Here is a 24,149-nt window from a genome sequence, read left to right on the forward strand (position 1 = left end):
CGAAGCGTGCCCAACTGCTACAATTCCGAGTCTTTGCTCGGGATTCCGACCTCGCGGCCACGTGCCGTGAGGCGTGATGCCGGGCGTCCGCAGCCACCCCCGCGACCCCCATCGCGCCGGAGCCACGCATGACCAGCACCGCCGAACTCAGCTCGCCGTCCTCGGCGAACACCGCGCTCACCAACTCGGTGCTCGACACCGACTACTCGCTGGAGCACAAGTACAGCCGCGAGAAGGGACGCATCTACCTGTCCGGCGTGCAGGCGCTGGTGCGCCTGCCGCTGATGCAGCGCCTGCGCGACGAAGCCGCGGGCCTGAACACCGGCGGTTTCATTTCCGGCTATCGCGGCTCGCCGCTGGGCGGTTTCGACCTGGAGCTGTGGCGCGCGCGCAAGTTCCTCGAGAACGCCGGCGTGAAGTTCACTCCGGGCCTCAACGAGGACCTCGGCGCGACGATGGTCTGGGGCACGCAGCAGACCAACCTGTTCCCCGGCGCGAAAGTGCAGGGCGTGTACGGCATGTGGTACGGCAAGGGCCCGGGCGTGGACCGCACCGGCGACGTGTTCAAGCACGCCAACGCCGCCGGCACCTCGCAGTACGGCGGCGTGCTCGCGCTCGCGGCCGACGACCATGCCTGCCGTTCCTCGACGCTGCCGCACGGTTCGGAAGACGAATTCGTCAGCGCGATGATGCCGATCCTCAACCCGGCCGGCGTGCAGGACATCCTCGACATGGGCCTGGTCGGCTGGGCGATGTCGCGTTACACCGGCCGCTGGGTGGGCTTCAAGACGATCGCCGAAACGGTGGAATCGTCGGCCTCCGTCGACGTCGATCCGATGGCCACGCGCATCGTGCTGCCGGAAGACTTCGAGATGCCGGAAGGCGGGCTCAACATCCGCTGGCCCGACCCGCCGATGAACCAGGAAATGCGCCTGCACAAGTACGCGGTGAAGGCCGCGCAGGCGTTCGCGCGCGCCAACGGCATCGATCGCGTCGTGATCGACTCGCCGCGTGCGCGACTGGGCATCGTGACCACCGGCAAGTCGTACCTCGACGTGCTGCAGGCGCTGGAATACCTCGGCCTGGACGAGCAGGCCTGCGCCGACCTCGGCATCCGTGTCTACAAGGTCGGCATGACCTGGCCGCTGGAGCCGGTGGGCATCACGCGTTTCGCGCAGGGCCTGGAGGACATCGTCGTCGTCGAGGAAAAGCGCGCCTTCATCGAGCGCCAGATGAAGGAGTACATGTACAACTGGAGCGGCCAGCGCCCCTCCATCGTCGGCAAGTACGACGAGAACGGCGAATGGATCCTGCCCTCGACCGGCGAACTCACGCCGGCCACCATCGCCGGCGTCATCGGCCGCCGTATCCAGCGCTTCCACGATTCCGAGCACATCCGCAACGTCATGGCGTGGATGGCCGAGAAGGAATCCGAACTCGCCCTGCCGCGCGCCGTGTTCCCGCGCGTGCCGCACTACTGCTCGGGCTGTCCGCACAACACCTCGACCGTCGTGCCGGAAGGTTCGCGCGCGCTGGGCGGCATCGGCTGCCACTACATGGTCACGTGGATGGACCGCAGCACCGACACCTTCACGCACATGGGCGGCGAAGGCGTGACGTGGTCGGGGCAGGCGCCGTTCACCGATACGCCGCACGTGTTCCAGAACCTCGGCGATGGCACGTACTTCCACTCCGGCTCGCTGGCGATCCGCCAGTCGGTCGCCACCGGCGTGAACATCACCTACAAGATCCTCTACAACGACGCGGTCGCGATGACCGGCGGCCAGCCCGTCGACGGCACGCTGTCGGTGCCGCAGATCGCGCACCAGGTGCGCAGCGAAGGCGTGCAGACGATCATCCTGGTGTCCGACGACATCGCGAAGTGGAGCAAGCGCGAGATCTTCCCCGGCGACATGGAATTCCATGACCGCAAGGAACTCGATGCCATCCAGAAGCGCCTGCGCGAGACCAAGGGCACGTCGGTCCTCATCTACGACCAGACCTGCGCGACCGAGAAGCGTCGTCGCCGCAAGCGCGGCAAGATGGTCGATCCGCAGAAGCGCGTGATGGTCAATTCGCTCGTGTGCGAAGGCTGCGGCGATTGCGGCAAGAAGTCGTTTTGCGTCTCGGTGCTGCCGAAGGAAACCGAGTTCGGCCGCAAGCGCGAGATCGACCAGAGCAACTGCAACAAGGACTACAGCTGCGTCAACGGCTTCTGCCCGAGCTTCGTGACGGTGGAAGGCGGCGGCCTGCGCAAGAAGAAGGGTTCTTCCGCGAAGGATCGTCTTGCCGATCTTCCGATGCCGAAGATCGCCAGCGACCTCTCGCAGCCCTGGAACATCCTCATCACCGGCGTCGGCGGCACGGGCGTGGTGACGATCGGTGCGCTGCTCGGCATGGCCGGCCACCTGGAAGGCAAGGGTGCGACGGTGCTCGACCAGACCGGCCTGGCGCAGAAGGGCGGCGCGGTGACCACGCACATCCGCATCGCGCGCACGCCGGACGACATCCACGCCGTCCGCATCGCCGCGGGCGAAGCCGACCTCGTGCTCGGCTGCGACATGGTGGTCGTCAACGATTACTGGGCGCTGTCGAAGGTGCGCGCGGGCCGTTCGAACGTCGTGCTCAACAGTTATGAAGCGATGCCCGGCACGTTCACCACGCGTCCGGACATGCAGTTCCCCGCGGCCGACATCATCTCGGCGGTGAAGGTCGCGCTCGGCGGCCATGATCCGCATGTCGTCGATGCGACGCAGCTGGCCACCGCGCTGATGGGCGACGCGATCGCGACGAACCTGTTCATCCTCGGCTACGCGTGGCAGCACGGCCTGGTGCCGCTCTCGATGGAGTCGCTGATGCGCGCCATCGAGCTCAATGGCGCGGCCATCGAAATGAACAAGACCGCGTTCGCGTGGGGCCGCCTGGCGGTGATCGATCCCAACGCCGTGATGGAAGCGGCGGGCCTGATCCGCAACGCGCCGACGCTCGCCGAAGCGACGCCGGGCGCGCTGCCGATGCTGTCGCCGGGCGCGTGGGAAGGCAACGAGTGGGGCGCCACCTCCGCACCACGCACGACGCGTCGCGAGGACGAACTGCGCCACGTGCCGGCCCATGGCGGCGACAACGTGGCCTTCATGCCGCTGGACGACGAGCGCCTGTCGCGTTCGCTGGACGAAATCGTCGAGCGTCGCGTCAAGTTCCTCACCGACTACCAGGACGCGGCCTATGCCAAGCGCTACAACGACCTCGTCGCGCGAGTGCACGCCGCCGAGCGCAACGTCGCCGGCACGACCGACCTGACCGAGGCCGTCGCGCGTTATGCGTTCAAGCTGATGGCCTACAAGGACGAGTACGAAGTCGCGCGCCTGTACACTAGCGGCGAATTCCAGCGCCGCCTGGAGCAGCAGTTCGATGGCGACTACAAGCTGAAGTTCCATCTTGCCCCGCCGCTGCTGGCGAAGAAGGACGCGCAGGGCCGCCTGATCAAGCAGGAATTCGGCCCGTGGGTGTTCACCGCGTTCAAGTGGCTCGCGAAGCTGCGCTTCCTGCGCGGCGGCACGTTCGACATCTTCGGCAAGACCGAGGAGCGCAGGATGGAGCGCCAGCTGATCGAGGACTACTTCCGCACGGTGGAAGGCCTGCTCGGCAAGCTGGATCGTTCGAACGTGGACCTCGCGGCGGAAATCGCGAGCATCCCGGAACACATCCGCGGCTACGGCCACGTCAAGGAAGCGCACCTGCACAAGGCCAAGGAGCGCGAGGCGGAGCTGCTGAAGGAATGGAGCAACCCGCTGCGGATCGTGAAGGTGGCTTGATGGGCTGCGCTAACGTGCAAGCGTGAATCGACGAACCCCGCTCCGGCGGGGTTTTTCGTGAGTGCGTCCTCTGCTGACAACGCGCTGTCAGCAGCACGCGCGACAATGCGCGGATGGATACCGCGCGCCTCAAACGCTACTGCGCTTCCTTCCCCGCGGCGAAGGACGTGCTGCATGGCGAACCGTCGAACATCCTCGTCTATTCGGTCGGCGGAAAGACCTTCGCGTACTTCAAGACGAGCGAGCCGGAGCGCTGGCGTTTCAGCATCCGCGTCACGCCCGAACGCTTCGTCGAACTCACCGACCAGCCCGGCATCAAGCCGGCGCGCTGGATGGGTCGCTGGTACTGGGTGACGGTCGTCGACGTGCGCCGCATGCCGGAGGATTACCTGCGCGAACTGGTGACGTGGTCGTACGGGCGCGCGCTGGGTTTGTTGAGCGGGAAGCGGAGGCGGGAGCTGGTTGGCGAGTGACGCTTGCGGCGCTCACGAGTGCAGCGCGCTTTTCCTGCCGTCATTCCCGCGAAGGCGGGAATCCAACTGTCCGATGTATCACGCCGTCCCGAAAATGATGCTTCTGCGAGATGGATTCCCGCCTTCGCGGGAATGACAGCAACAAGCGAAGCGCAATCAAGCTGCAATCACCAAAAACGACAACGCCGGCGCAAGGCCGGCGTTGTCGCATCACACCATCAAGCATCGATCAGTCGTACTGCGTGATGTCCACGTCCTTCGTCTCGCGCAGGAACAGCGAGCCGATCACGAAGGTCATCAGCGCGATGATGATCGGATACCACAGGCCGTAGTACATGTTGCCCGTGGCCGCGACCAGCGCGAAGGCGATCGTCGGCAGGAAGCCGCCGAACCAGCCGTTGCCGATGTGGTACGGCAGCGACATCGAGGTGTAGCGGATGCGCGTGGGGAACAGCTCGACCAGCCATGCAGCGATCGGGCCGTAGACCATCGTCACGTAGAGCACCAGGATCACCAGGATCAACAGCACCATCGGCTTGTTGATGCGCTCCGGATCAGCCTTCTCGGGATAACCGCCAGCCGTCAGCGCCTTCTTCAGCTCACCCGTGAATGCCTCGCCCTTGGCCTTGCTGTCGTCCTTCGACAGTCCCGCGCCTTCGAAGCTCTGCACTTCGACGTCGCCCACCGTCACGCGCGCGAGGCTGCCCGCGGGCGCCGCCTGGATCGTGTACGGAATGCCCGCCTTCGCCAGCGCCGCAGTGGCGATGTCGCACGAGTTGGTGAAGACCTTCTTGCCCACCGGGTCGAACTGGAACGAGCACGTGCGCGGATCGGCGTGCACCACGGCCGGCGCGTTGGCGCTGGCCTCGGCGATGGCCGGGTTGGCGTAGTGCGTGAGCGCCTTGAACAGCGGGAAGTAGGTGAGCGCCGCGATGAGGCAGCCGGCCATGATGATCTTCTTGCGGCCGATCCTGTCGCTGAGCCAGCCGAACACGATGAAGAACGGCGTGCCGATCGCCAGTGCCGCGGCGATGAGCAGCCATGTCGTCGTCGCATCGACCTTCAACGACTGCGTCAGGAAGTACATCGCATAGAACTGGCCCGCGTACCAGACGACGGCCTGGCCGGCGGTGGCGCCCAGCAGCGCGAGCAGCACGATCTTGCCGTTCTTCGTGAAGAAGCTTTCGGTGATCGGCGCCTTGGACTGCTTGCCTTCGGCCTTCATCTGCTGGAACAGCGGCGACTCGTTGAGCTGCATGCGGATCCACACCGACACGCCGAGCAGCACGATCGACAGCAGGAACGGAATGCGCCAGCCCCACGCCTCGAACGCTTCGGTGCCCAGGTACGTGCGCACGCCCAGGATCACCAGCAGCGACAGGAACAGGCCGATCGTCGCGGTGGTCTGGATGAAGCTCGTGTACAGGCCGCGCTTGCCGTGCGGTGCGTGTTCGGCCACGTAGGTCGCCGCGCCGCCGTACTCACCACCCAGCGCCAGGCCCTGCAGCAATCGCAGGATGATCAGGATCGCCGGTGCGGCGAAACCGATCGACGCGTAGTTGGGCAGGATGCCGACCAGGAACGTCGACAGGCCCATGATCACGATGGTGACCAGGAACGTGTACTTGCGACCGATCATGTCGCCGAGGCGACCGAACACGATCGCGCCGAACGGACGCACCGCGAAGCCGGCGGCGAAGGCGAGCAGCGCGAAGATGAAGGCGCTGGTTTCGTTCAATCCGCTGAAGAACTGCTTGGCGATGATCGCCGCGAGCGATCCGTACAGATAGAAGTCGTACCACTCGAACACGGTGCCCAGGCTGGAGGCGAAGATGACCTTCTTGTGCCCCTGGCTGAGGGTGCCCTCTTTCGTATTTGCGGTGATGGTGGACACGATCTGGCCCCTTAGAAGTTGTACTTCACATGCGTCTGCAGGCGGTTGAGCTCGCCGCGGTCGCCGTTTTCGAGTTCACGCTGGCCCCAGATCAGTTCCGCGCCGAGGTCGAGCTTCGGAAGCGGCGTGTAGATCAGGTTCAAGTGCGCCGACTGCGCGCCCTTGGTGATGCCAAGGCCGGTGAAGTCCGTGTTCTGGTCGTAATCGGCGCGCGAGTAGAACAGGTTCGTGCGCAGCTTCGGACTGAACACGTGGCGCCAGCCGACGAAGCCGGCGATGACGTCGATGTTGTCCAGATCGCCCGTCGAATCGAGCACGGCGTCGTTGTTCAACGCCAGGCCGATGTAGCGGCCGATGCCGCTGCCGCCGGTGACCATGTAGCGGATGTCGTCGTTCTTGCCGAGGTTGAACTTGCCCGACACGCTGATGCCGTAACCGGTGGTGTCGTCTTCCACCGCCGGACGCGCCGGCGCGGTCGGCGTCGCCGCGACGCCCGCGGTCTGGTACTTCAGCTGGCGCACCAGGCCGGCGACGCCGAAGTGGCCCCAGTCGCCCTTCATCGTGTAGCGCGCGGTGAGGTCGGGCATCGGGCCGTCGTCGCCGGCGATCTGCGCCATGTTGCCGTTGAACGGCGTGTAGACCGTTTCCGGGTTCTCCATCGAGAACGACCACGGGCCGTTGGTGTAACGCAACTGCGCCTGGCGCACGAATACCGTGCCTTCGGTCGGGCCGAGGAAGTCGACCGTGTCCGGCAGCGCCGCGGTGTCCTGGAAGTTCGTCCACGCCTGGCCGGCCAGCCAGTTGTTCCACTGCACGTACGCCTGTCGCAGCGTCAGCGCGTAGGTGTTGGTGGCGATCTCGTTGCCGGTGAAGGCCGTGCTGCCGCCGCCGAACAGGTCGAACTCCAGGTAGGCCTTCAGCTTGTCGCCGTTGTCGGTATCGCTGTCCACGCCGAACCAGAAGCGCGAGAAGTTGGCGCCCATGTCGGTGTCGGTGCCGCCTTCGCGAAGATGGCCCTGGCCGACCGGGATCGCCTTGGGCACGTAGAACAGGCGGCCGACGGTGCCGTCGGGAATGTCGCCGTCGTTGGTCGAAGTGACCGACGCATCGAGCTTGATGAAGCCGCCGTAGTAGAACTTCGAGTTCGGATTGGCGGTCGGCGTGATCGTCGTGCCCTGGATCGGCGAGACCTTCGGCGCGCCGGCAGTGGCCGTGGCGGGCGCCGCGGCCGCAGCGGGTGCGGCAGGCGCGGTGGCCTGGGCCGTCTTCACTTCGCTGATCTGGGTCTGTTGCTGCTGCTGTTGAGCCACCAATTGCTGGACCATCGCTTCGAGCTGGGCGACGCGCGCTTCCAGCTCCTTCTCCTTCGCGGTCTGCGCGAAGGCTACCCCCGGCAGCGCGAGCGCGATGAGCAATGCGGCGGCGAGCGGGCGGCGACGCACGGTCGCGGCCTTCGACGTCGAGGCAATGCTTGCGGACATGATTCCCTCCCACGGAAAACGCCGGACCGGATGCCCGACATTTCCCGAGCCTGCGGCGCCATCGCGCTGCACAACCATTCCCCATTGGTCGTAAGCGGACGCGACTACGACCATCGTCTAAACCGGCTCGGATGAGGCCCGACAGCTAATGCGGCACACTGGACGTTCCGACCGTCCTCGACGGCCGAATGCCTTCCGCCAAGCCGTTCCGGAGCCCGCCATGAACCACCCCGCCGCCGTCTATCCGATCGATCCGGACTTCGCCGCGAACGCGCGCGTGACGCGCGAGGACTACGAGCGCCAGTACGCCGAATCGGTGAACGATCCGGCGGGCTTCTGGGGCAAGGTCGCCGACCGGCTCGACTGGTTCACCAAGCCGACGAAGATCAAGGACGTCAGCTACGACCTCGCCGATTTCCGCATCCGCTGGTACGAGGACGGCGAGCTCAACGCGAGCGTGAACTGCCTCGACCGCCACCTGGACAAGCGCGGCGACAAGACCGCGCTGATCTTCGAGCACGACGATCCCTCGCAGCCGGCCGAACGCATCACCTATCGCGAACTGCATGCGCGCGTGTGCAAGCTCGCCAACGCGCTGCGTTCGCTCGGCGTGCGCAAGGGCGATCGCGTCACGATCTACCTGCCGATGATCCCGGAAGCGGTCGTCGCGATGCTTGCCTGTGCGCGTGTCGGCGCGATCCATTCGGTGGTCTTCGGCGGCTTCGCGCCGCAGTCCATCGCCGATCGCGTCGCCGACTGCCAGAGCAAGCTCATCATCACCGCTGATGAAGGCCTGCGCGGCGGCAAGAAGGTGCCGCTGAAGGCGAACGTCGATGCCGCGCTGAAGCTGGGCGGCACCAACACCGTGGAGACCGTACTCGTCGTGCGCCACACCGGTTCGGCGGTTGACATGCAGATGCCGCGCGACCGCTGGTACGACGCTGTCATCGACGAGCAACCGACGCAATGCGCGCCCGAGCGCATGAACGCGGAAGATCCGCTCTTCATCCTCTACACCTCCGGTTCGACCGGCAAGCCGAAGGGCGTGCTGCACACGACCGGCGGCTACCTCGTCTATGCGAGCTACACGCATGAAGTCGTCTTCGACCTGCGCGAGGACGACGTCTATTGGTGCACCGCCGACGTCGGCTGGGTCACCGGGCACAGCTACATCGTCTACGGCCCGCTCGCCAACGGCGCGACCGCGCTGGTGTTCGAAGGCGTGCCGAACTACCCGACCGTGTCGCGCTTCTGGGAAGTGATCGACAAGCACCAGGTCACGCTGTTCTACACCGCACCGACCGCGATCCGCGCGCTGATGCGCGATGGCGACGAGCCGGTGAAGAAGACTTCGCGCGCGTCGCTTCGACTGCTCGGCACCGTCGGCGAACCGATCAATCCCGAGGCGTGGCGCTGGTACTACGAGGTCGTCGGCGATTCGCGTTCGCCCATCGTCGACACGTGGTGGCAGACCGAAACCGGCGGCATCCTCATCACGCCGCTCGCGGGTGCGATCGACCTCAAGCCCGGGTCGGCGACCAAGCCCTTCTTCGGCATCCAGCCGGCGCTGGTCGATGCGAACGGCGGCCGGCTCGAAGGCGAGGCCGAAGGCAACCTGGTGCTGCTCGATTCCTGGCCGGGCCAGATGCGCACCGTGTACGGCGACCACGCGCGTTTCATCGACACGTACTTCCGCACGTACCCGGGCACCTACTTCACCGGCGACGGTTGCCGTCGCGACGCCGACGGCTATTACTGGATCACCGGCCGCGTGGACGACGTCATCAACGTCTCGGGCCATCGCATCGGCACGGCGGAAGTCGAAAGCGCGCTGGTGTCGCATCCCAAGGTGGCCGAAGCCGCGGTCGTCGGCTTCCCGCACGACATCAAGGGGCAGGGCATCTACGCCTACGTGACGCTGATCGCCGGCGAGGCGCCGACCGACGAGCTGCACAAGGAACTCGTCGCGCACGTGCGCAAGGAGATCGGGCCGATCGCCACGCCCGACCACCTGCAGTGGGCGCCGGGCCTGCCGAAGACGCGTTCGGGCAAGATCATGCGCCGCATCCTGCGCAAGATCGCCGAGAACGCGCCGGACCAGCTCGGCGACACGAGCACGCTTGCCGATCCGGCGGTGGTCGAGTCGCTCGTGCGCGAGCGGCGCGTGCCGTAGAAGGCGATCCGCGAACCTTCACCTGCTCCACTGCACCATGCGTCATCCCCGCGAAGGCGGGGATCCAGCTCAACCCGCGGTCACTCCCGTCGAAGGGCGGAATCGCATCTGACACTTGGATTCCCGCCCGCGCGGGAATGACGAGCCCCCAGTCCCATGCCCACGCTCCTCATCGCCGACGACCACCCGCTCTTCCGCGAAGCCCTGCGCGGCGCGGTCGCGCGCGTGCTGCCGGACGCGCAGCTGCGCGAGGCCGACAGCGTCGAGGCGCTGTACACGCTCGTGGAAGCCGAGCCGGACGCCGACCTGCTGCTGCTCGACCTCAACATGCCGGGCGCACAAGGCTTCAGCGCGCTGGTGCACCTGCGCGCGCTGCATCCGCAGCTGCCCATCGTCGTCGTCTCCGCGCGCGAGGAACCCACGGTGATGCGGCGCGCGCTCGATCACGGCGCGGTCGGCTTCATTCCCAAATCCGCCGATGCCGCGACGCTGGGCGAGGCGATCACGCGCGTGCTCGACGGTGATCGCTGGGCGCCTTCGAGCGCGTTGTCCGCACCGGCTGCGCACGCCGACGAGCACGATGCCGCGCAGCGCCTGCGCGATCTCACGCCGCAGCAGTTCCGCGTGTTGCAGATGCTCGGCGCCGGACTGCTCAACAAGCAGATCGGCTACGAGCTCGGCGTGTCGGAAGCGACGGTGAAGGCGCACGTCACGGCAATCCTCCGCAAGCTCGGCGCGAGCAACCGCACGCAGGCGGTGCTCATCGCCGGCCGCCTCGCGCTGGATCCCGGCGCGATCGTGCCGCCGCCCGAAGAGGCCGACTGACGGCTGCAGACGGACCGCCGAACGCACCGGACTGAACGGTGGGTTCACCGATCACGCCTGTTCCACGCCGCCCGGCGTACTGCTGCGTGCATTCCGCAGCGGAGCCGGCCTTGTGAATGTCGCGTCCAGATCGATCGTCATCGCAGTCGCCGTCGCGCTGTGCGCCTGCGGCGGCCAGGCGAAACTGCGCGAAGGACAGGACACCGGCGCGAAGCCCGAGATCGTGCCGCCCGAGACGTCTGCCATACCTGTCCTGAAGATCGCACCTGCCGTCGGCTGGAACGGCGTCGATACGCCCACGCCGGCCGCAGGGCTCGCCGTGAAGGCCTTCGCCAACGGCCTGGATCATCCGCGCTGGTTGTACGTGCTGCCCAACGGCGACGTGCTCGTCGCCGAGAGCAACGCACCGCCGGGCAAGCGCGGCATCAAGGGCATCAAGGGCAAGATCATGGGCGCGGTGATGAAGAAGGCCGGCTCCGGCGTGCCCAGCGCCAACCGCATCACGCTGCTGCGCGATGCCGACGGCGATGGCGTCGCCGAGGTGCGCAGCGTATTTGCGCAGAACCTCACCTCGCCCTTCGGCATGGCGTTGGTTGGCGACACGCTGTTCGTCGCGAACGCCGATTCGATCGTGAAATTTCCCTACGTCGCGGGCGAGCTGAAGGCGGGCGCGGCACCGCAGAAGGTCGTCGATCTGCCCGGCGCGGGTGACCAGCTCAACCATCACTGGACGAAGAGCCTCGTCGCATCGCCGGATGGAAAGCGTCTGTTCGTCGGCGTGGGCTCCAACAGCAACATTGCCGACAACGGCATGGAGGCCGAGGTCAATCGCGCCAACATCCTCGAGATCGATCCGGCGACCGGCGCGCAACGCGTGTTCGCGAGCGGATTGCGCAACCCCGTCGGCATCGCGTGGGAACCGGGTAGCGGTTCGCTGTGGGCGGTGGTCAACGAGCGCGACGAACTCGGCAACGACCTGGTGCCTGATTACCTCACGCGCGTGGATGCCGGTGCGTTCTACGGCTGGCCGTACAGCTACTGGGGCCAGCACGTCGACACGCGCGTGAAGCCGCAGAAGCCCGAGCTCGTCGCCACCACGCGCGTGCCGGATTTCGCGCTGGGATCGCACGTCGCGCCGCTCGGGCTGACGTTCGCGACCGGGCAGGAGCTCGGCGACGGTTACGCCGACGGCGCGTTCGTCGGGCTGCACGGTTCGTGGAACCGCGAGCCGCTGTCGGGTTACAAGGTCGTGTTCGTGCCGTTTCGCGGCGGGCGTCCGACGGGTTCGATGGTCGACGTGCTCGGCGGCTTCCTCGACGCCGACCGCAATGCCCGCGGCCGACCTGTCGGCGTCACCATCGCGCGCGATGGCGCGCTGCTGGTCGCCGACGACGTCGGCAACACCGTGTGGCGCGTCAGCGCCGCAGCGCCCGCGCCCTGACGTTCACGCGTGCGCGGCCTGCCGCTGCGCCGCGAGGAACGCGCGCAGCGACGCCGGCTTCACCGGCTTGGTGAGCACGCGGCAATCATGTTCGCGCGCAGCCAGCTTCAGCGCGTCGCTGCCGTCGCCGGTCAACAGGGCGGCCGGCAATGGGCGCGCGTAGTGCGCACGCAACTCGTCGATCACGCCGAGGCCGTCGAGTCGATCATGCAGGTGGTAATCGACCAGCGCGACGTCAGGCATCTCATCCAGCAGGGCGAGCGCTTCATCGGCATTGGCCGCGGTGAGCGGCACCACGCCCCAGCGCTGCAGCAGGCTGCGCATGCCGTCCAGGATCTCGCGATCGTTGTCCACGCACAGCACGCGCAGGCCGGCGAGCGAATCGCCACCCATCATCAGGTGCGGCGCCGGCAACGGTGCGGCGTACATCGCGCGTCCGAAGGGCACGGTGATCGAGAACACGCTGCCGACGTTCACTCGCGAACGCACGCGTAGCGGATGTTCCAGCGTGCGCGCGATGCGCTGGCAGATCGACAGGCCGAGGCCAAGGCCGCGTTCGCCCGCGCTCGCGGACGTATCGAAGCGGCGGAACTCGTCGAAGATCTGCTCCAGGTGGTGTTTCGAGATGCCGGGCCCGGTGTCCCACACCTGCAGTTCGACGGCGCCGTCACGCACGCGCGCCGCGATCAGCACGCCGCCTTCGCGCGTGTAGCGAAGCGCGTTCGCGAGGAAGTTCTGCAATGCGCGACGCAGCAGGCGGCGGTCGCTGCGCACGGGGCGCGGCGTGTCGGGCGCGCGCACGCGCAGCTGCAATCCGCGCGCGGCGGCGACCGGCGCGTACTGCGCGACGAGCTCACGCAGCAGTTCGTTGACGTCGAAGTCGGTGATCGCGATGCGCAGCGCGCCGGCGTCGAGGCGCGAGATGTCGAGCAGTCCGTCGAGCAGGTCTTCGGCGGCGCGAAGCGAGGCGTCAACGCGTTCGGCCAGGCGCGCCTGCTCGGTCGTGTCGCTGGTCTCGCGCAACGCGCTCGCGAACAGGCGCGCGGCGTTGAGCGGTTGCAGCACGTCGTGGCTGATCGCCGCGAGGAAGCGCGTCTTCGACTGCTGCGCGGCCTCGGCTTCACGCGTGCGCAGTTCGACACGCTGCTCCAGCGTTTCGTTCACTTCGCGCAGGCCCTGTTCGGCGCGCTTGTAATCGGTCACGTCGGAGTACGTGGTGACGTAGCCGCCCGGCAGCGGGCGGCCGCGCATTTCGATCACCTGTCCGTTCGCGCGCACGCGTTCGAACACGTGCGGCGCGCCGGCGCGAAGGTGCGCGAGTCGGCGGCTCACCTGCTCCTCGACCTCCGCTTCGCTCAGCGGGCCGGAACCCATCTCACCGCGCTCGGCGTTCCAGCGGATCAGGTCGCTTACGGGGCGGCCGACGTAGAGCATGCCGTCGGGGTACTCGAACAGCTCCTGGTAACGGCGATTCCACGCGACCAGGCGCATCTCCGCATCGACGACGCTGACGCCCTGGCTGATGTTCTCCAGCGTGGTGGAGAGGATCTGGCGGTTGAAGCGCAGCTCCTGGTTCGCCTCGTCGAGCAGCGCCACCACTTCGCCCAGTTCCATGCCCGAGCCGCGCAGCGCGGTGGTGAGCGTGAGGCGCGCCGACGCGGCGCCGATCGCCGAGGCGAGCAGGCGTTCGGTGAACTGCGCGAGTGCGCGGTCGGCAGGCTGCTCTGGCTGCCACGTACGGCCCTGCTGGTGCGCGTATTCCTCGAAGGCGCGACGGGCATGGCGTTCGCCGACGATGCGTTCGGCCAGCGCCAGCAGTTCGCCGCCGCGCACGCTGCCGGCCCAGCCGCCGGGACCGAGCGCCGGACGCTGCACGTAGGGATCGAGGAACGGCGCGGCGAGCAGTTGTTCCTGCAAACGCGGCCGCTGCCGCACCGAGACGAACAGGAACACGCCGACGTTGAACAGCAGCGCCCAGAAGGTGCCGTGCGTGAGCGGGTCCCAGCCGTGCAGGCCGAACAGCTGTTCCGGTCGCAACCAGTCCACGCCGAGCGGCCCGCGCTCGATCCACCCGGTCGCAAGCCAGCCGCCGCGCGCGAGCGCCGGCAGCAGCAAGGTGTAGAGCCACAGCACCGTGCCGGCGAACAGCCCCGCGAAGGCGCCGGCGCGGCTCGCGCCACGCCAGTACAGGCCCCCGATCAGGGCCGGCGCGAACTGCGCGACCGCCGCGAACGCGAGCAGGCCGTGCTGCGCGAGCGTGTCCTCGCCGGCGCCGTAGTACGCCGAGCCGCGGTGGTAGCCGTAGGCCATCATCGCCAGCACGAAGATGGTGATGCGGCGCACCCACAGCACCTGCTTGTCGATGCCCTGGCTTTCGTGCAGCGCGCCACTGCGCAGCAGCAGCGGCATGATCAGGTCGTTGCTGACCATGGTCGACAGCGCGACGCTGGCGACGATCACCATGCCCGTCGCCGCGGAGAAGCCGCCGATGTACACGATCAGCGCGAGCGTTTCGTGCTGCAACGCGAGCGGCAACGCGAGCACGTAGGTGTCCGGCGACGCGCCGGTGCCGGCGAGCAACGACTGCCCCGCGAGCGTGATCGGCACCACGAGCAGCGAAATCAGCACGAGATACCCGCCGAAGAACCAGCGCGCCGATCGCAGGTCGGCCGGGTCCTGGCATTCGACGACGGCGACGTGGAACTGGCGCGGGAGGCAGACGATCGCCGTGAACGCCAGCAGCGTCTGCGCGACGAAGCCCGTCGGCACCCCCTGCGCGGTGACCACCGGCGCCGCCTGCACCATGCGTTCGACCAGGTTGCCGGTGCCGGGCAGGTGCGCGAGCGCAAACAGGCCGATCGCGACGAAGGCAAGCAGCTTCACCAGAGATTCCAGCGCAATGGCGAGTACCATGCCGCGATGGTGTTCGGTGGCGTCGATCTGGCGCGTGCCGAACAGGATCGCGAACGCGGCCAGCATCATCGCCACGTAGAACGCCGGGTCCGACAGCATCCCGGCATCGCCGCGCACGTCGGCCAGCACCTCCACGCTCATCGCCACCGCCTTGAACTGCAGTGCGACGTACGGCACGGCGGCGGTCAGCGCGACCGCCGCCACCAGCGCCGCCAGGCCCGGCGCGCGGCCGTAGCGCGAGGAGAGGAAGTCGGCGATGGAGACGATGCGGTGCTCGCCGGAAATCAGCACCAGGCGTTCGAGGATGCGCCAGCCGAAGACGAGCATCAGCAACGGGCCGAGGTAGATCGGCAGGAACCCCAGTCCCGTCCGTGCCGCCGTGCCGACCGCGCCGTAGAACGTCCACGACGAGCAGTACACCGCCAGCGCCAGCGAGTACACCGCCGGCCGCAGCCAGCGCGCGCGGGGCGTGGTCTCGCGCTGGTCGCCGAAATAGGCCACCGCGAACAGCACGCCGACGTAGGCCGCCGACACCAGCAGCAGGATCCAGCCTGGGATCACGTGACGCCTCGCCCTTGGAACATGGGTCGAGTGTAAATCGCGACCGGCCGCGCGGCTCGGCCGGACCCCGGTGCGACCGGCTGAACGGGCAGGGCTACATCAGCGAATCGGCCAGCCGCGCCATGCCCTCCACGCTCCGGTGCCAGCGCGGCCGGCGGCGCCATTCGTGCAGTTCGAGCTGCTGCGAATCGCGAAGGTAATCGGACTCGACCTCGTGCAGCCGCGCTACCACGGCCGGATCGAAACACACCAGTCCGGCTTCGGCGTTGAGCGCGAAGGAGCGGATGTCGAGATTGATCGAGCCGATCAGCGCGACCTCGTCGTCCACGCTCAGGTGCTTGGCGTGCAGGAAGTGCGGCCGATACAGCGCGATGCGAACGCCGGCCTTCAGCAGCTCGTCGTAATAGGACCGCTGCGCCCAGCGCGTGAGTCGCTGGTTGTTGCTCATCGACAGCACGAGCTGCACGTCGACGCCCGACAGCGCGGCCACTCGCAGCGCGCCAAGCGTCATGTCGTCCGGCACGAAGTACGGCGTGACCAGCACCACGCGCCGCCGCGCCCGTTGCACCAGCGCGACGACGAGATTGCGCGCGTTCTCGAACGGGTACGCCGGGCCGCTTGGCAGCATCTGCGCAGGTGTGCTGCCTTCGGCGTTCGTCGGGAACTCGCCGATGACCAGTCGCTCGCCCGTCTCGATGAGCCAGTCGCTGGCGAACAGCGCGGCGATCTGCCTCACCACCGGGCCGCGCACGCGCGCGACGAGCTCGCGATTGGGATAGCCCGGAACGAACGCGGCATCGGCGAGATTCTGCGAACCGACGTAGCCGATGCGCCGGTCGATCAGCGCGAGCTTGCGGTGGTTGCGAAGGTCCATGCGCGAGAGGCTGCGCCACTTCAAACCGCCGGCGAGCATCGCGTGCACTTCCACGCCGGCGTCACGGAGTGGTTTGGCGAATGCACGCAATCCGGGCTTCGCGCCGACGGCGTCGAGCAGGAGCCGGCATCGCACGCCACGCGCGCTCGCACGTTGCAGCGCATCGAAGATGGTGCGACCGACCGCGTCGTCGAACATCAGGTAATACAGCAGGTGCACTTCCTCACGCGCGTTGTCGATGTCCGAAACAAGCGCGGCGATGGAGCGGTCGTAATCGTCCAGCAGTTCGACTGCGTTGCCGTGCACCGGCATGAAATCGCCCAGCCGCTCGGCCAGCCGCGTGATGTCGGCGGACATGCCGTGCGCGGTCGGCGTCCAGCGCAGCATCGCGAGGTTCGCCTGGCGATCGCGAATGAGCTGCGACGCCAGTGCCTGCCGCTGCCGGCGCTGCTTCGCGAGCCACGGGTGCCCGAGCAGCAGATACAGCGGCAAGCCGAACAAGGGGACGAACCCGACCAGCAGCAACCAGCTGCGCGCGGCCGCAGGGGGACAACGCACCGGGATCCACGCCAGCGCCGCTAGGCGTATCAGCCAGTCGAACAGGAACAGCAGGTAGCCAAGTTGGGTTTCGGCATTCATCGAAACGCTCCTTGCGGATCCCGACACGTGCCGGAGCAACCTCCGGCACGAACAGTCAACGGCGAATCAATCCTATAGAGGCGCACGCGACCGTCCTCATAGCCTGCCTTCACCAGACATTGGAATGAACAATCATGGATAAGGCAAAGTGGGCCGACCGGGGACAACTATTGCGCATCGGGTCGGCGCAAGGACAGTGGGCACGTTGCATCGGTGCTTCCCGGCTGGGCAGCGTGGAATTCCACGGGCAGGAGCTTTCCATCTGGATCCAGATGCGCGGTGGCGCATGGATCGAGGCCAAGGAGGGGCGGTTCTACCTCCGCGCGGGCGACTGGATCGCCTTCGCCCGCGATTCCGCGCCGCTGGTGCAGGCCGATGCGCAGGGCCTCTGCATCGGCATGGGGATTTCCGACGAAGCGCTGAAGGCGATGACGCGCTTCGGCACCTTCGACCTGCACGTCGGCCTGGGCCGGATCGCACCGGACAAGGCGCGCGACATCGCACGGCAGTGGTATCGCATCGCCTCCCAGCATGAGGGTGCGATCGGGACGGGGCACCAGGCGCGCGTCCGTTCGCTGCTGCTGAAGCTGGAAGACGTGCAGGCCGACGATCGCAGCCGCATCCCGCTGTGCCCCGGGGCATCGCTCGCGCGCAAGCGGCAGGTGTTCGAACGCATGCAGCGCGCGCGGCTGTTCATGGAGGGCAATTGCGATCGGATCATCCGTATCGCCGAACTCGCCGATCGCACGCAGTTCTCGATGTGGTACTTCTCGAAGGTGTTCCACCGCCTCTATGGCGAAAGCCCGCAGGCCGCGTGTGCGAACCTCCGGTTGAAACACGCCGCGAACCTGCTCTCGACCACGCCGATGACCATCGGTGAGGTCGCCATCGCCAGCGGTTTCGACAACAACTGCAGCTTCGCGCGCAGCTTCCGCGCGCATTTCGGCATGACCGCGTCCGACTACCGAAGCGGTGCGCCGCGCGATGAAGGACAAAGCGCGCAAATGTGCGCTCCCACTCGCGCAAACCACATTGCCGCAGGCCGCGAATCTCTCCGCATCGACCGGGAAACAGGCTCGGCGCACCCGGGCCATAAGGTTTTGCAGCGCTCTTAACGCGCTCATAACAGATATCTGGAGAGAGAAATGAAGCATCGCAACATGCGCACGGCCGTGCGCGTCGGCGTGCTGCCGGCGGGCATCGCCGTTGCGCTCGCGCCGGCATTCGCCTTCGCGCAGGATTCCGGCAAGGACGCGACCACGCTGGACAAGATCGAGGTGACGGGCTCGCGTATCCGCAGTTCCGACATCGAAACGCAGCAGCCTGTGATCAGCCTGTCCCGCGCGGATATCCAGCGCCAGGGTTTCACGAGCGTCGCCGATATCGTCCAGAACATCAGCGCTGCCGGCTCTCCCGCGATCAGCCGCGCCGACGCGCTGTCGTCGGGTGAGGAAACCGGCGGCCAGTACGTGGATCTGCGCAACCTTGGGCCGGAGCGCACGCTGGTGCTCATCGACGGCAAGCGCATGGGCATCACGTCGGGCGGCTACTCCGACCTGGCCTCGATCCCGACCTCGATCGTCGAGCGCGTCGAAGTGCTGACCGACGGCGCATCGGCCATCTACGGTTCCGATGCGATCGCGGGCGTGATCAACATCATCACCCGCAAGAACTTCGAGGGCGCGGAGGCGAGCGCGTACCTGGGCCAGTATGGCCAGGGCGATGGCACCAGGCAGGTCTACAACTTCCTGCTCGGCAGTGCAGGCGATCGCAGCGCGGTGGCGCTGGGCGTCGAGTACAGCAAGGAAGAGCCGGTGCTGGCCAAGGACCGGGCGTTCAGTGCATCCGGGATGGGCCCGAGCCATCCGGTGCCGGACGTCTACCAAGGGCGATACCGCGCCAATGGCTGGAGCGCGACGACGCAGAAGGGGCGGCTGATCGACGGCGATGCCGTCAGCTGGACGGTGAACCCGGATGGCGATCCGAGGAACTTCGCGGACTTCCACGTCACCGATCCGCTCAACGACTACGCCAACACGAACCAGCAGATGTTCGTCCAGACGGGCCTGGAGCGCACGTCGCTGTTCGCGAACGGCCGCTTCGACCTGACCGACTCCGTGCACTTCAAGGCCGATGCGCTCTATACGCACCGGGAGACGCTGCAACAGATCGCAGGCTACCCGTTCCAGTCCGCGGCGTACGGCACGCCCCTCGCGGCGGACAGCTACTTCAACCCGATCGGCGAGGAAGCCGATTTCCTGCGTCGCACGTGGGAGGTGCCGCGTCAGACGCTTTCGGAGCTCACTACCTTCCGGTTCACGGGCGGATTCGAAGGCTCCTTCGATATCGCGGACAAGCCGTGGGACTGGGACGTCAGCTATCTCTACAACCAGAACAAGGGCGTGAAGACGGGCACGGGCAACCTGTTCCTTCCTCGCGTCGCCGATGCCGTGGGCCCGTCGTTCCTCGGTTCCGATGGGGTGGTCCATTGCGGCGCGCCCGGGGCGGTGATCGATGGCTGCATCCCGTGGAATCCGCTCGCCGCCTACGGCATGAGCGCGCCCGGTTCGCTCAGCTCGGACGCCGCGTTGCGCGACTACCTGTTCCCGACCAGCCATGGCACGTCGGACACGGACACCACGGTGTATTCGGCGAACCTGTCGGGCGTGCTTGCGACGCTGCCGGCCGGCGACCTGAGCCTGGCGACCGGCTTCGAGCATCGTCGCGAACGCGCACTCTACTCACCGGATGCGATGGATCAGTCGGGCCTGACGACCGATCTGGCCGGCGCGTCCACGAGCGGCTCGTACTCGCTGGATGAGGTCTATCTCGAGCTCCTGGTGCCGGTGCTGTCCGATCTTCCGGGTGCGAAGGAGCTGACGTTGGACGTCGCGGGTCGGTATTCGGACTACAGCACCTTCGGCGACACGGTGAACGGCAAGTTCGGCCTGAAGTGGAAGCCCACCGACGACCTGCTGGTCCGTGGCACCTACGCGACCGGCTTCCGCGCACCGACCGTGTCGGATCTGTACGGCGGCACGTCCGACACGTTCGACAACCTGACCGATCCGTGCGATAGCAGCTTCGGCTCGGCGAAGTCGAACGCGGACGTGGCTGCGCGCTGTGCCGCCGATGGCATTCCGTCGACGTTCCGCCAGGAGGCATCCGGCGGCGTTCCGGCGACGGGCCCGGGTACCCAGACGAACTACACGTATCTGTCCGGCTCCAATCCGAACCTCATGCCTGAAACGTCCCAGAGCTACACGTTCGGCGTGGTGTGGAGCCCCAGCTTCGTCGAAGGGCTGAACATGAGCCTAGACTGGTGGAAGATCCGCATCGACGATGTCATCGCTGCGGAAACCGTCACCTCGATCCTCAACCAGTGCTACGTGCTGGGTATCGACGCATCCTGTGATCGATTCGAACGCGCGGGCGGCACGAGCAAGAACGTCCTGAAGCGCTACCAGGTCATCGATGCGACGCGCACGCTGATCAACGGTGGTTATCAGGAAACGGCGGGTTACGACTTCGCCGTCAGCTACCGTCTGCCGGAAACTTCGATCGGTCAGTTCAAGATCGACTGGAAGTCGACGTACGTCGACTACCTCGAGTACAAGCGAGACAACGAGGCGGTGACGCCGGTCGAACAGCTCAATGGCTGGGCCGACGATGGCGGTGCGAACTTCCGTCTGCGTTCGAATCTCGGCCTGGCATGGACGTATGGCGATTGGAGCGCGAACTGGAACATGCGCTACTACTCCGGCGTGAAGGAGGCCTGCGCCTATGACGAGTCCTGCGACGAGCCGGATTTCGTTTCGCCGTACACGCGCGCGCTGGAAGTGCGCAACGTCGGATCGAACACCTTCCACGACATGCAGGTGGCCTATCGCACGCCGTGGAATGCCACGGTGGCCGTCGGCGCGAACAACGTGTTCGACCATGAAGGCCCGATCATGTACAGCAAGCCGGACAGCAGCTTCGTGTACAACGGCGGTTTCGACATCGGGCGCTTCTGGTACCTGAAGTACCAGCAGAGTTTCTGAGTCCGATTGCGCGTTGCAACTACGGCCCCGAAAGGGGCCGTAGTTTTTTGATGCTGTTCCGAGGGTTGCCGAGCCGCGCGCAAGCGACCGCAGCGCTTGCCACTCGCCTGGTATAGAAGCAGGCAAACAAAAACCCCGCCTTTCGGCGGGGTTTTTGTTTGCCTGCTTCGAACAAGCGGAAGGCGCTGGATCCCCGCTTTCGCGGGGATGACGTTCCGGCAAAGCCGATCGCGCGCAGCGCGATCGGGCCGTCACGTCACTTGATCTTGCCTTCCTTGTAGATCACGTGCTTGCGAACGACGGGGTCGTACTTCTTGACCTCCATCTTGTTCGGCGTGTTCTTCTTGTTCTTGTCGGTGGTGTAGAAGTGGCCGGTGCCGGCCGAGGAGATCAGGCGGATCTTGTCGCGCTTGGAAGCCATGGGTCAGTTCTCCTCAGATCTTCTCGCCGCGGGCGCGCAGGTCGGCGAGGACGGCATCGATGCCGTTCTTGTCGATGGTGCGCAGGGCGGCACTGGAAACACGCAGCTTGATCCAACGGTTCTCCGAAGCCACCCAGAAGCGGCGCTCGTGAAGGTTGGGAAGGAAGCGGCGACGGGTCTTGTTCATTGCATGCGAGACGTTGTTGCCGGTCGTCGTTCGCTTGCCGGTTACTTGGCAGATACGGGCCATACGCACCTCGAAAGGTATTGGGGTGTCGCCCTTGGCCAGGGCGGCGGCGGCCCCTCCGCGCCCGGACATCCGGAGGCGGCGCACGATACGGGTAGTGAAATCCTGGCTGCCGGCGGCGGGACGGAATCGTGCTTCCGGACCCCGCCCGGTCGAGTCCTGATGGACAGACCGGACGCAGCGAGCCGCGCATTATGCCGGGGATCGGCGTCCCGGGCAAGCACTTATCCACAGCTGCGAGGCGGGCCAGCCTCAGGCCTGCCTCGGCTTCGTCCCGGCAGGAAGGCGGCGGAAAGTCCCGCCACCTCTTGCACCCCGTCGGCAGGCGTCAGGGATTGGCTGCCGCCCGTGCCGGAGTCGTCCCGGCTGGAGCCGCCGACTTCGCAATGAACGCCCGCACCTGCTGCTCCAGCACCGGCAGCGGCACCGAGCCTTCGCTCAGCAGCGCGTCGTGGAAGGCCTTCACGTCGAACTTCGGACCCAGCGCCTTTTCGGCCTCCTCGCGCAGGCGGACGATGGTGATCTCGCCCAGCTTGTAGCTCAGCGCCTGCGCCGGCCAGGAGATGTAGCGGTCGACTTCGGTCGTCACTTCATGCTCGCTCAGTGCGGTGCGGTCGCGCAGGTAGGCGATGGCCTGGTCGCGGGTCCAGCCCTTGTGGTGCACGCCGGTGTCGATGACCAGGCGGCAGGCGCGCCACATCTCGTAGGTCAGCCGGCCGAAATCCTCGTACGGCGTCTGGTAGATGCCCATCTCGACGCCGAGCTTCTCGCTGTACAGCCCCCAGCCTTCGCCATAGGCCGAGATGTAGGTCTCGCGACGGAACGCCGGCAGCTCGCCCTGTTCCTTCGCGAGCGAACCCTGCAATGCATGGCCCGGAGCGGACTCGTGCAGCGTCAGCGCGGGCAGGTTGTAGAGCGGGCGCGAGGGCAGGTCGTAGGTGTTGACCCAGTACGTGCCCGCGCCGCCGCGACCGCTGGTCCAGAACGGCGCGATGTCCGGCGGCACCGGCACGATGGTGAAGCGCCCGCGCGGCAGCGTGCCGATGAACTTGCCGATCTCGCCGTCCACGCGCTTGGAGATCCACGCGGCGCGATCGAGCAGCTCCTGCGGTGTGTTCGCGTAGAACTGCTTGTCGGTGCGAAGGAACTTCAGGAAGTCGGCGAAGCTGCCCTTGAAGCCGACCTGCCGGATGATCGCGTCCATCTCCGCCTGGATGCGCGTGACTTCCTTCAGGCCGATCTGGTGGATCTCCTCCGGGCCCAGGTCCAGCGTGGTGTATTCGCGGATCTGCTGGCGATAGAACGCCTTGCCGTCCGGCATCTGCTCGGCGCCCAGCGTCTTGCGCGCGTGCGGCACGTAGTCGTTGCGGAAGAACGTGAGCAGCTTCGCGTAGGCAGGAACGACCTGCTCGCGGATGGCGGCCGCACCCGCGTCGCGCAGGCGTGCCTGCTCAGCCGGGGAAATGCCCGCCGGCATCTTCTTGAAGGGCTCGTAGAAATTCGACTGCGTCGGATCCTTCACCTCGGCGACGGAGGCGATGGAGACGTCGCGGCCATCGAGCACGGCGCGCGGCACGCTGAAGCCGCGCGCAAGGCCGGCCCGCATGTTGACGATGTTCTGGTCGAAGTAGCGCGGCACGTCGCGCAGGCGACCGATGTAGGCCTCGTAATCGGCGACGGTGCGCATCGGACGACGCGTCATGAAGCCGAGGTTCGACCAGAACGAGGAGTCGGAGTTGAACGGCATCTCGTACGAACGCAGGCGCACCTCGGCGGCGAGGTTCTCCACCTGCGCGCGGTAGACGGCGTAGTTCACCTGGTTCTGCGTGTCGAGCTGGGCGACGTCGATCGCGCCGAGCTGCTTCAGTACGTCGTCCCACACCTTCAGCCGCGCCTTCTGGCTGGCGGCGTCGACGGAGGGCAGGGTGTGGCGGTCGCTGGAGCCGTCGTTGTCCTCGTCGGCGCTTCCGGTTTCCGCCTGCCGCCACTGCCATTCCTTCGCGTAGATGGCCTGGAAGCGGTCGTCGACCGGGCCGGCGAAAGCGGCGGACGAGACGAGGGCGAGATGGGCCGACAGCGCGGCGGTCAGGAGCAGTCGTTTCACGGGATCCCCGGTGCGATCAAAACCGGCCGATCATCGCATCCCGGCGAGGCCTCGCGCGTGGGCCCAAGGGCATGGATTCTGGCGGCTTGGGGGGCGGGGCGTGACGTGGGTCGCGGTGCTTTGGCCCCTCTCCCGCCGGTAGAGGGGTTGGGTTGAGCGTCAACGGTCGGACGGTGAGATGGCTTGGCGCCGGGGAGTGCCGTGCGCTACGGGCCTGGATCCCGGCCTTCGCCGGGATGACGGAT

14 protein-coding genes are annotated in these 24,149 nt (G+C 66.8%); 7 read left to right on the forward strand and 7 right to left on the reverse strand.

Features of this window, described 5'->3' with window-relative positions:
• Positions 1–128 precede the first annotated feature (128 nt).
• Positions 129–3,815 (forward strand): indolepyruvate ferredoxin oxidoreductase family protein, encoded by a 3,687-nt coding sequence (locus tag ABIE51_RS01640; protein WP_192631982.1) that lies wholly within the window; start codon positions 129–131, stop codon positions 3,813–3,815.
• Positions 3,816–3,928: 113 nt separating this feature from the next.
• Positions 3,929–4,288, forward strand: coding sequence for an MmcQ/YjbR family DNA-binding protein (locus tag ABIE51_RS01645; protein WP_192631983.1), 360 nt, complete (start codon positions 3,929–3,931; stop codon positions 4,286–4,288).
• A 229-nt stretch (positions 4,289–4,517) separates the two neighbouring features.
• Here the strand turns inward: ABIE51_RS01645 and ABIE51_RS01650 are convergent, their stop codons facing one another.
• Positions 4,518–6,182: an MFS transporter gene (locus ABIE51_RS01650; protein WP_425482278.1), complete on the reverse strand. Its 1,665-nt coding sequence runs from the start codon at positions 6,180–6,182 to the stop codon at positions 4,518–4,520.
• An 11-nt stretch (positions 6,183–6,193) separates the two neighbouring features.
• Positions 6,194–7,663 (reverse strand): DcaP family trimeric outer membrane transporter, encoded by a 1,470-nt coding sequence (locus ABIE51_RS01655; RefSeq protein WP_192631984.1) that lies wholly within the window; start codon positions 7,661–7,663, stop codon positions 6,194–6,196.
• 220 nt (positions 7,664–7,883) lie between these two features.
• Here ABIE51_RS01655 and acs point away from each other — a divergent pair, with 220 nt between their 5' ends.
• From acs to ABIE51_RS01670, 3 genes are all read left to right on the forward strand, one after another.
• Entirely contained in the window at positions 7,884–9,836 is a 1,953-nt protein-coding gene (acs, locus tag ABIE51_RS01660) for an acetate--CoA ligase (protein ID WP_192631985.1), read from the forward strand.
• 156 nt (positions 9,837–9,992) lie between these two features.
• Positions 9,993–10,661 (forward strand): response regulator transcription factor, encoded by a 669-nt coding sequence (locus ABIE51_RS01665; RefSeq protein WP_115842771.1) that lies wholly within the window; start codon positions 9,993–9,995, stop codon positions 10,659–10,661.
• 112 nt (positions 10,662–10,773) lie between these two features.
• A complete protein-coding gene (locus tag ABIE51_RS01670; protein ID WP_192631986.1) occupies positions 10,774–12,102 on the forward strand; it encodes a PQQ-dependent sugar dehydrogenase in 1,329 nt (442 codons plus the stop codon).
• Between the two features lie 3 nt (positions 12,103–12,105).
• Here ABIE51_RS01670 and ABIE51_RS01675 read toward each other — a convergent pair whose 3' ends face one another.
• Positions 12,106–15,576: a NahK/ErcS family hybrid sensor histidine kinase/response regulator gene (locus tag ABIE51_RS01675; RefSeq protein WP_192631987.1), complete on the reverse strand. Its 3,471-nt coding sequence runs from the start codon at positions 15,574–15,576 to the stop codon at positions 12,106–12,108.
• 94 nt (positions 15,577–15,670) lie between these two features.
• A complete protein-coding gene (cls, locus tag ABIE51_RS01680; protein WP_192631988.1) occupies positions 15,671–17,089 on the reverse strand; it encodes a cardiolipin synthase in 1,419 nt (472 codons plus the stop codon).
• A 134-nt stretch (positions 17,090–17,223) separates the two neighbouring features.
• Between cls and ABIE51_RS01685 the strand changes: the two genes are divergently transcribed.
• Positions 17,224–18,204 (forward strand): helix-turn-helix transcriptional regulator, encoded by a 981-nt coding sequence (locus ABIE51_RS01685; protein ID WP_192631989.1) that lies wholly within the window; start codon positions 17,224–17,226, stop codon positions 18,202–18,204.
• 30 nt (positions 18,205–18,234) lie between these two features.
• Positions 18,235–21,132 (forward strand): TonB-dependent receptor plug domain-containing protein, encoded by a 2,898-nt coding sequence (locus ABIE51_RS01690; protein ID WP_354503235.1) that lies wholly within the window; start codon positions 18,235–18,237, stop codon positions 21,130–21,132.
• Positions 21,133–21,388: 256 nt separating this feature from the next.
• Here the strand turns inward: ABIE51_RS01690 and rpmG are convergent, their stop codons facing one another.
• From rpmG to ABIE51_RS01705, 3 genes are all read right to left on the reverse strand, one after another.
• The gene (rpmG, locus tag ABIE51_RS01695) at positions 21,389–21,553 is read right to left on the reverse strand and encodes a 50S ribosomal protein L33 (RefSeq protein ID WP_115842766.1); all 165 of its coding nucleotides are present in this window, start codon (positions 21,551–21,553) and stop codon (positions 21,389–21,391) included.
• 13 nt (positions 21,554–21,566) lie between these two features.
• Positions 21,567–21,803, reverse strand: a complete 237-nt coding sequence (rpmB, locus tag ABIE51_RS01700) for a 50S ribosomal protein L28 (protein WP_115842765.1) — start codon at positions 21,801–21,803, stop codon at positions 21,567–21,569.
• Between the two features lie 325 nt (positions 21,804–22,128).
• On the reverse strand, positions 22,129–23,889 hold the full coding sequence (locus ABIE51_RS01705; RefSeq protein ID WP_354504769.1) for a DUF885 domain-containing protein: 1,761 nt from the start codon (positions 23,887–23,889) through the stop codon (positions 22,129–22,131).
• Between the last annotated feature and the right edge of the window lie 260 nt (positions 23,890–24,149).

Source organism: Lysobacter sp. OAE881, assembly GCF_040546665.1.
In the GTDB taxonomy this organism is placed as follows: Bacteria; Pseudomonadota; Gammaproteobacteria; order Xanthomonadales; family Xanthomonadaceae; genus Lysobacter_J; species Lysobacter_J soli.

What these genes read in the sequence shown, in the direction of transcription:
- rpmB (WP_115842765.1), bottom strand. Translation starts at nt 21,803, where the DNA reads ATGGCCCGTATCTGCCAAGTAACCGGCAAGCGAACGACGACCGGCAAC.
- acs (WP_192631985.1), top strand. Translation starts at nt 7,884, where the DNA reads ATGAACCACCCCGCCGCCGTCTATCCGATCGATCCGGACTTCGCCGCG.
- ABIE51_RS01685 (WP_192631989.1), top strand. Translation starts at nt 17,224, where the DNA reads ATGGATAAGGCAAAGTGGGCCGACCGGGGACAACTATTGCGCATCGGG.
- ABIE51_RS01655 (WP_192631984.1), bottom strand. Translation starts at nt 7,663, where the DNA reads ATGTCCGCAAGCATTGCCTCGACGTCGAAGGCCGCGACCGTGCGTCGC.
- ABIE51_RS01640 (WP_192631982.1), top strand. Translation starts at nt 129, where the DNA reads ATGACCAGCACCGCCGAACTCAGCTCGCCGTCCTCGGCGAACACCGCG.
- ABIE51_RS01690 (WP_354503235.1), top strand. Translation starts at nt 18,235, where the DNA reads ATGAAGCATCGCAACATGCGCACGGCCGTGCGCGTCGGCGTGCTGCCG.
- ABIE51_RS01645 (WP_192631983.1), top strand. Translation starts at nt 3,929, where the DNA reads ATGGATACCGCGCGCCTCAAACGCTACTGCGCTTCCTTCCCCGCGGCG.
- rpmG (WP_115842766.1), bottom strand. Translation starts at nt 21,553, where the DNA reads ATGGCTTCCAAGCGCGACAAGATCCGCCTGATCTCCTCGGCCGGCACC.
- cls (WP_192631988.1), bottom strand. Translation starts at nt 17,089, where the DNA reads ATGAATGCCGAAACCCAACTTGGCTACCTGCTGTTCCTGTTCGACTGG.
- ABIE51_RS01665 (WP_115842771.1), top strand. Translation starts at nt 9,993, where the DNA reads ATGCCCACGCTCCTCATCGCCGACGACCACCCGCTCTTCCGCGAAGCC.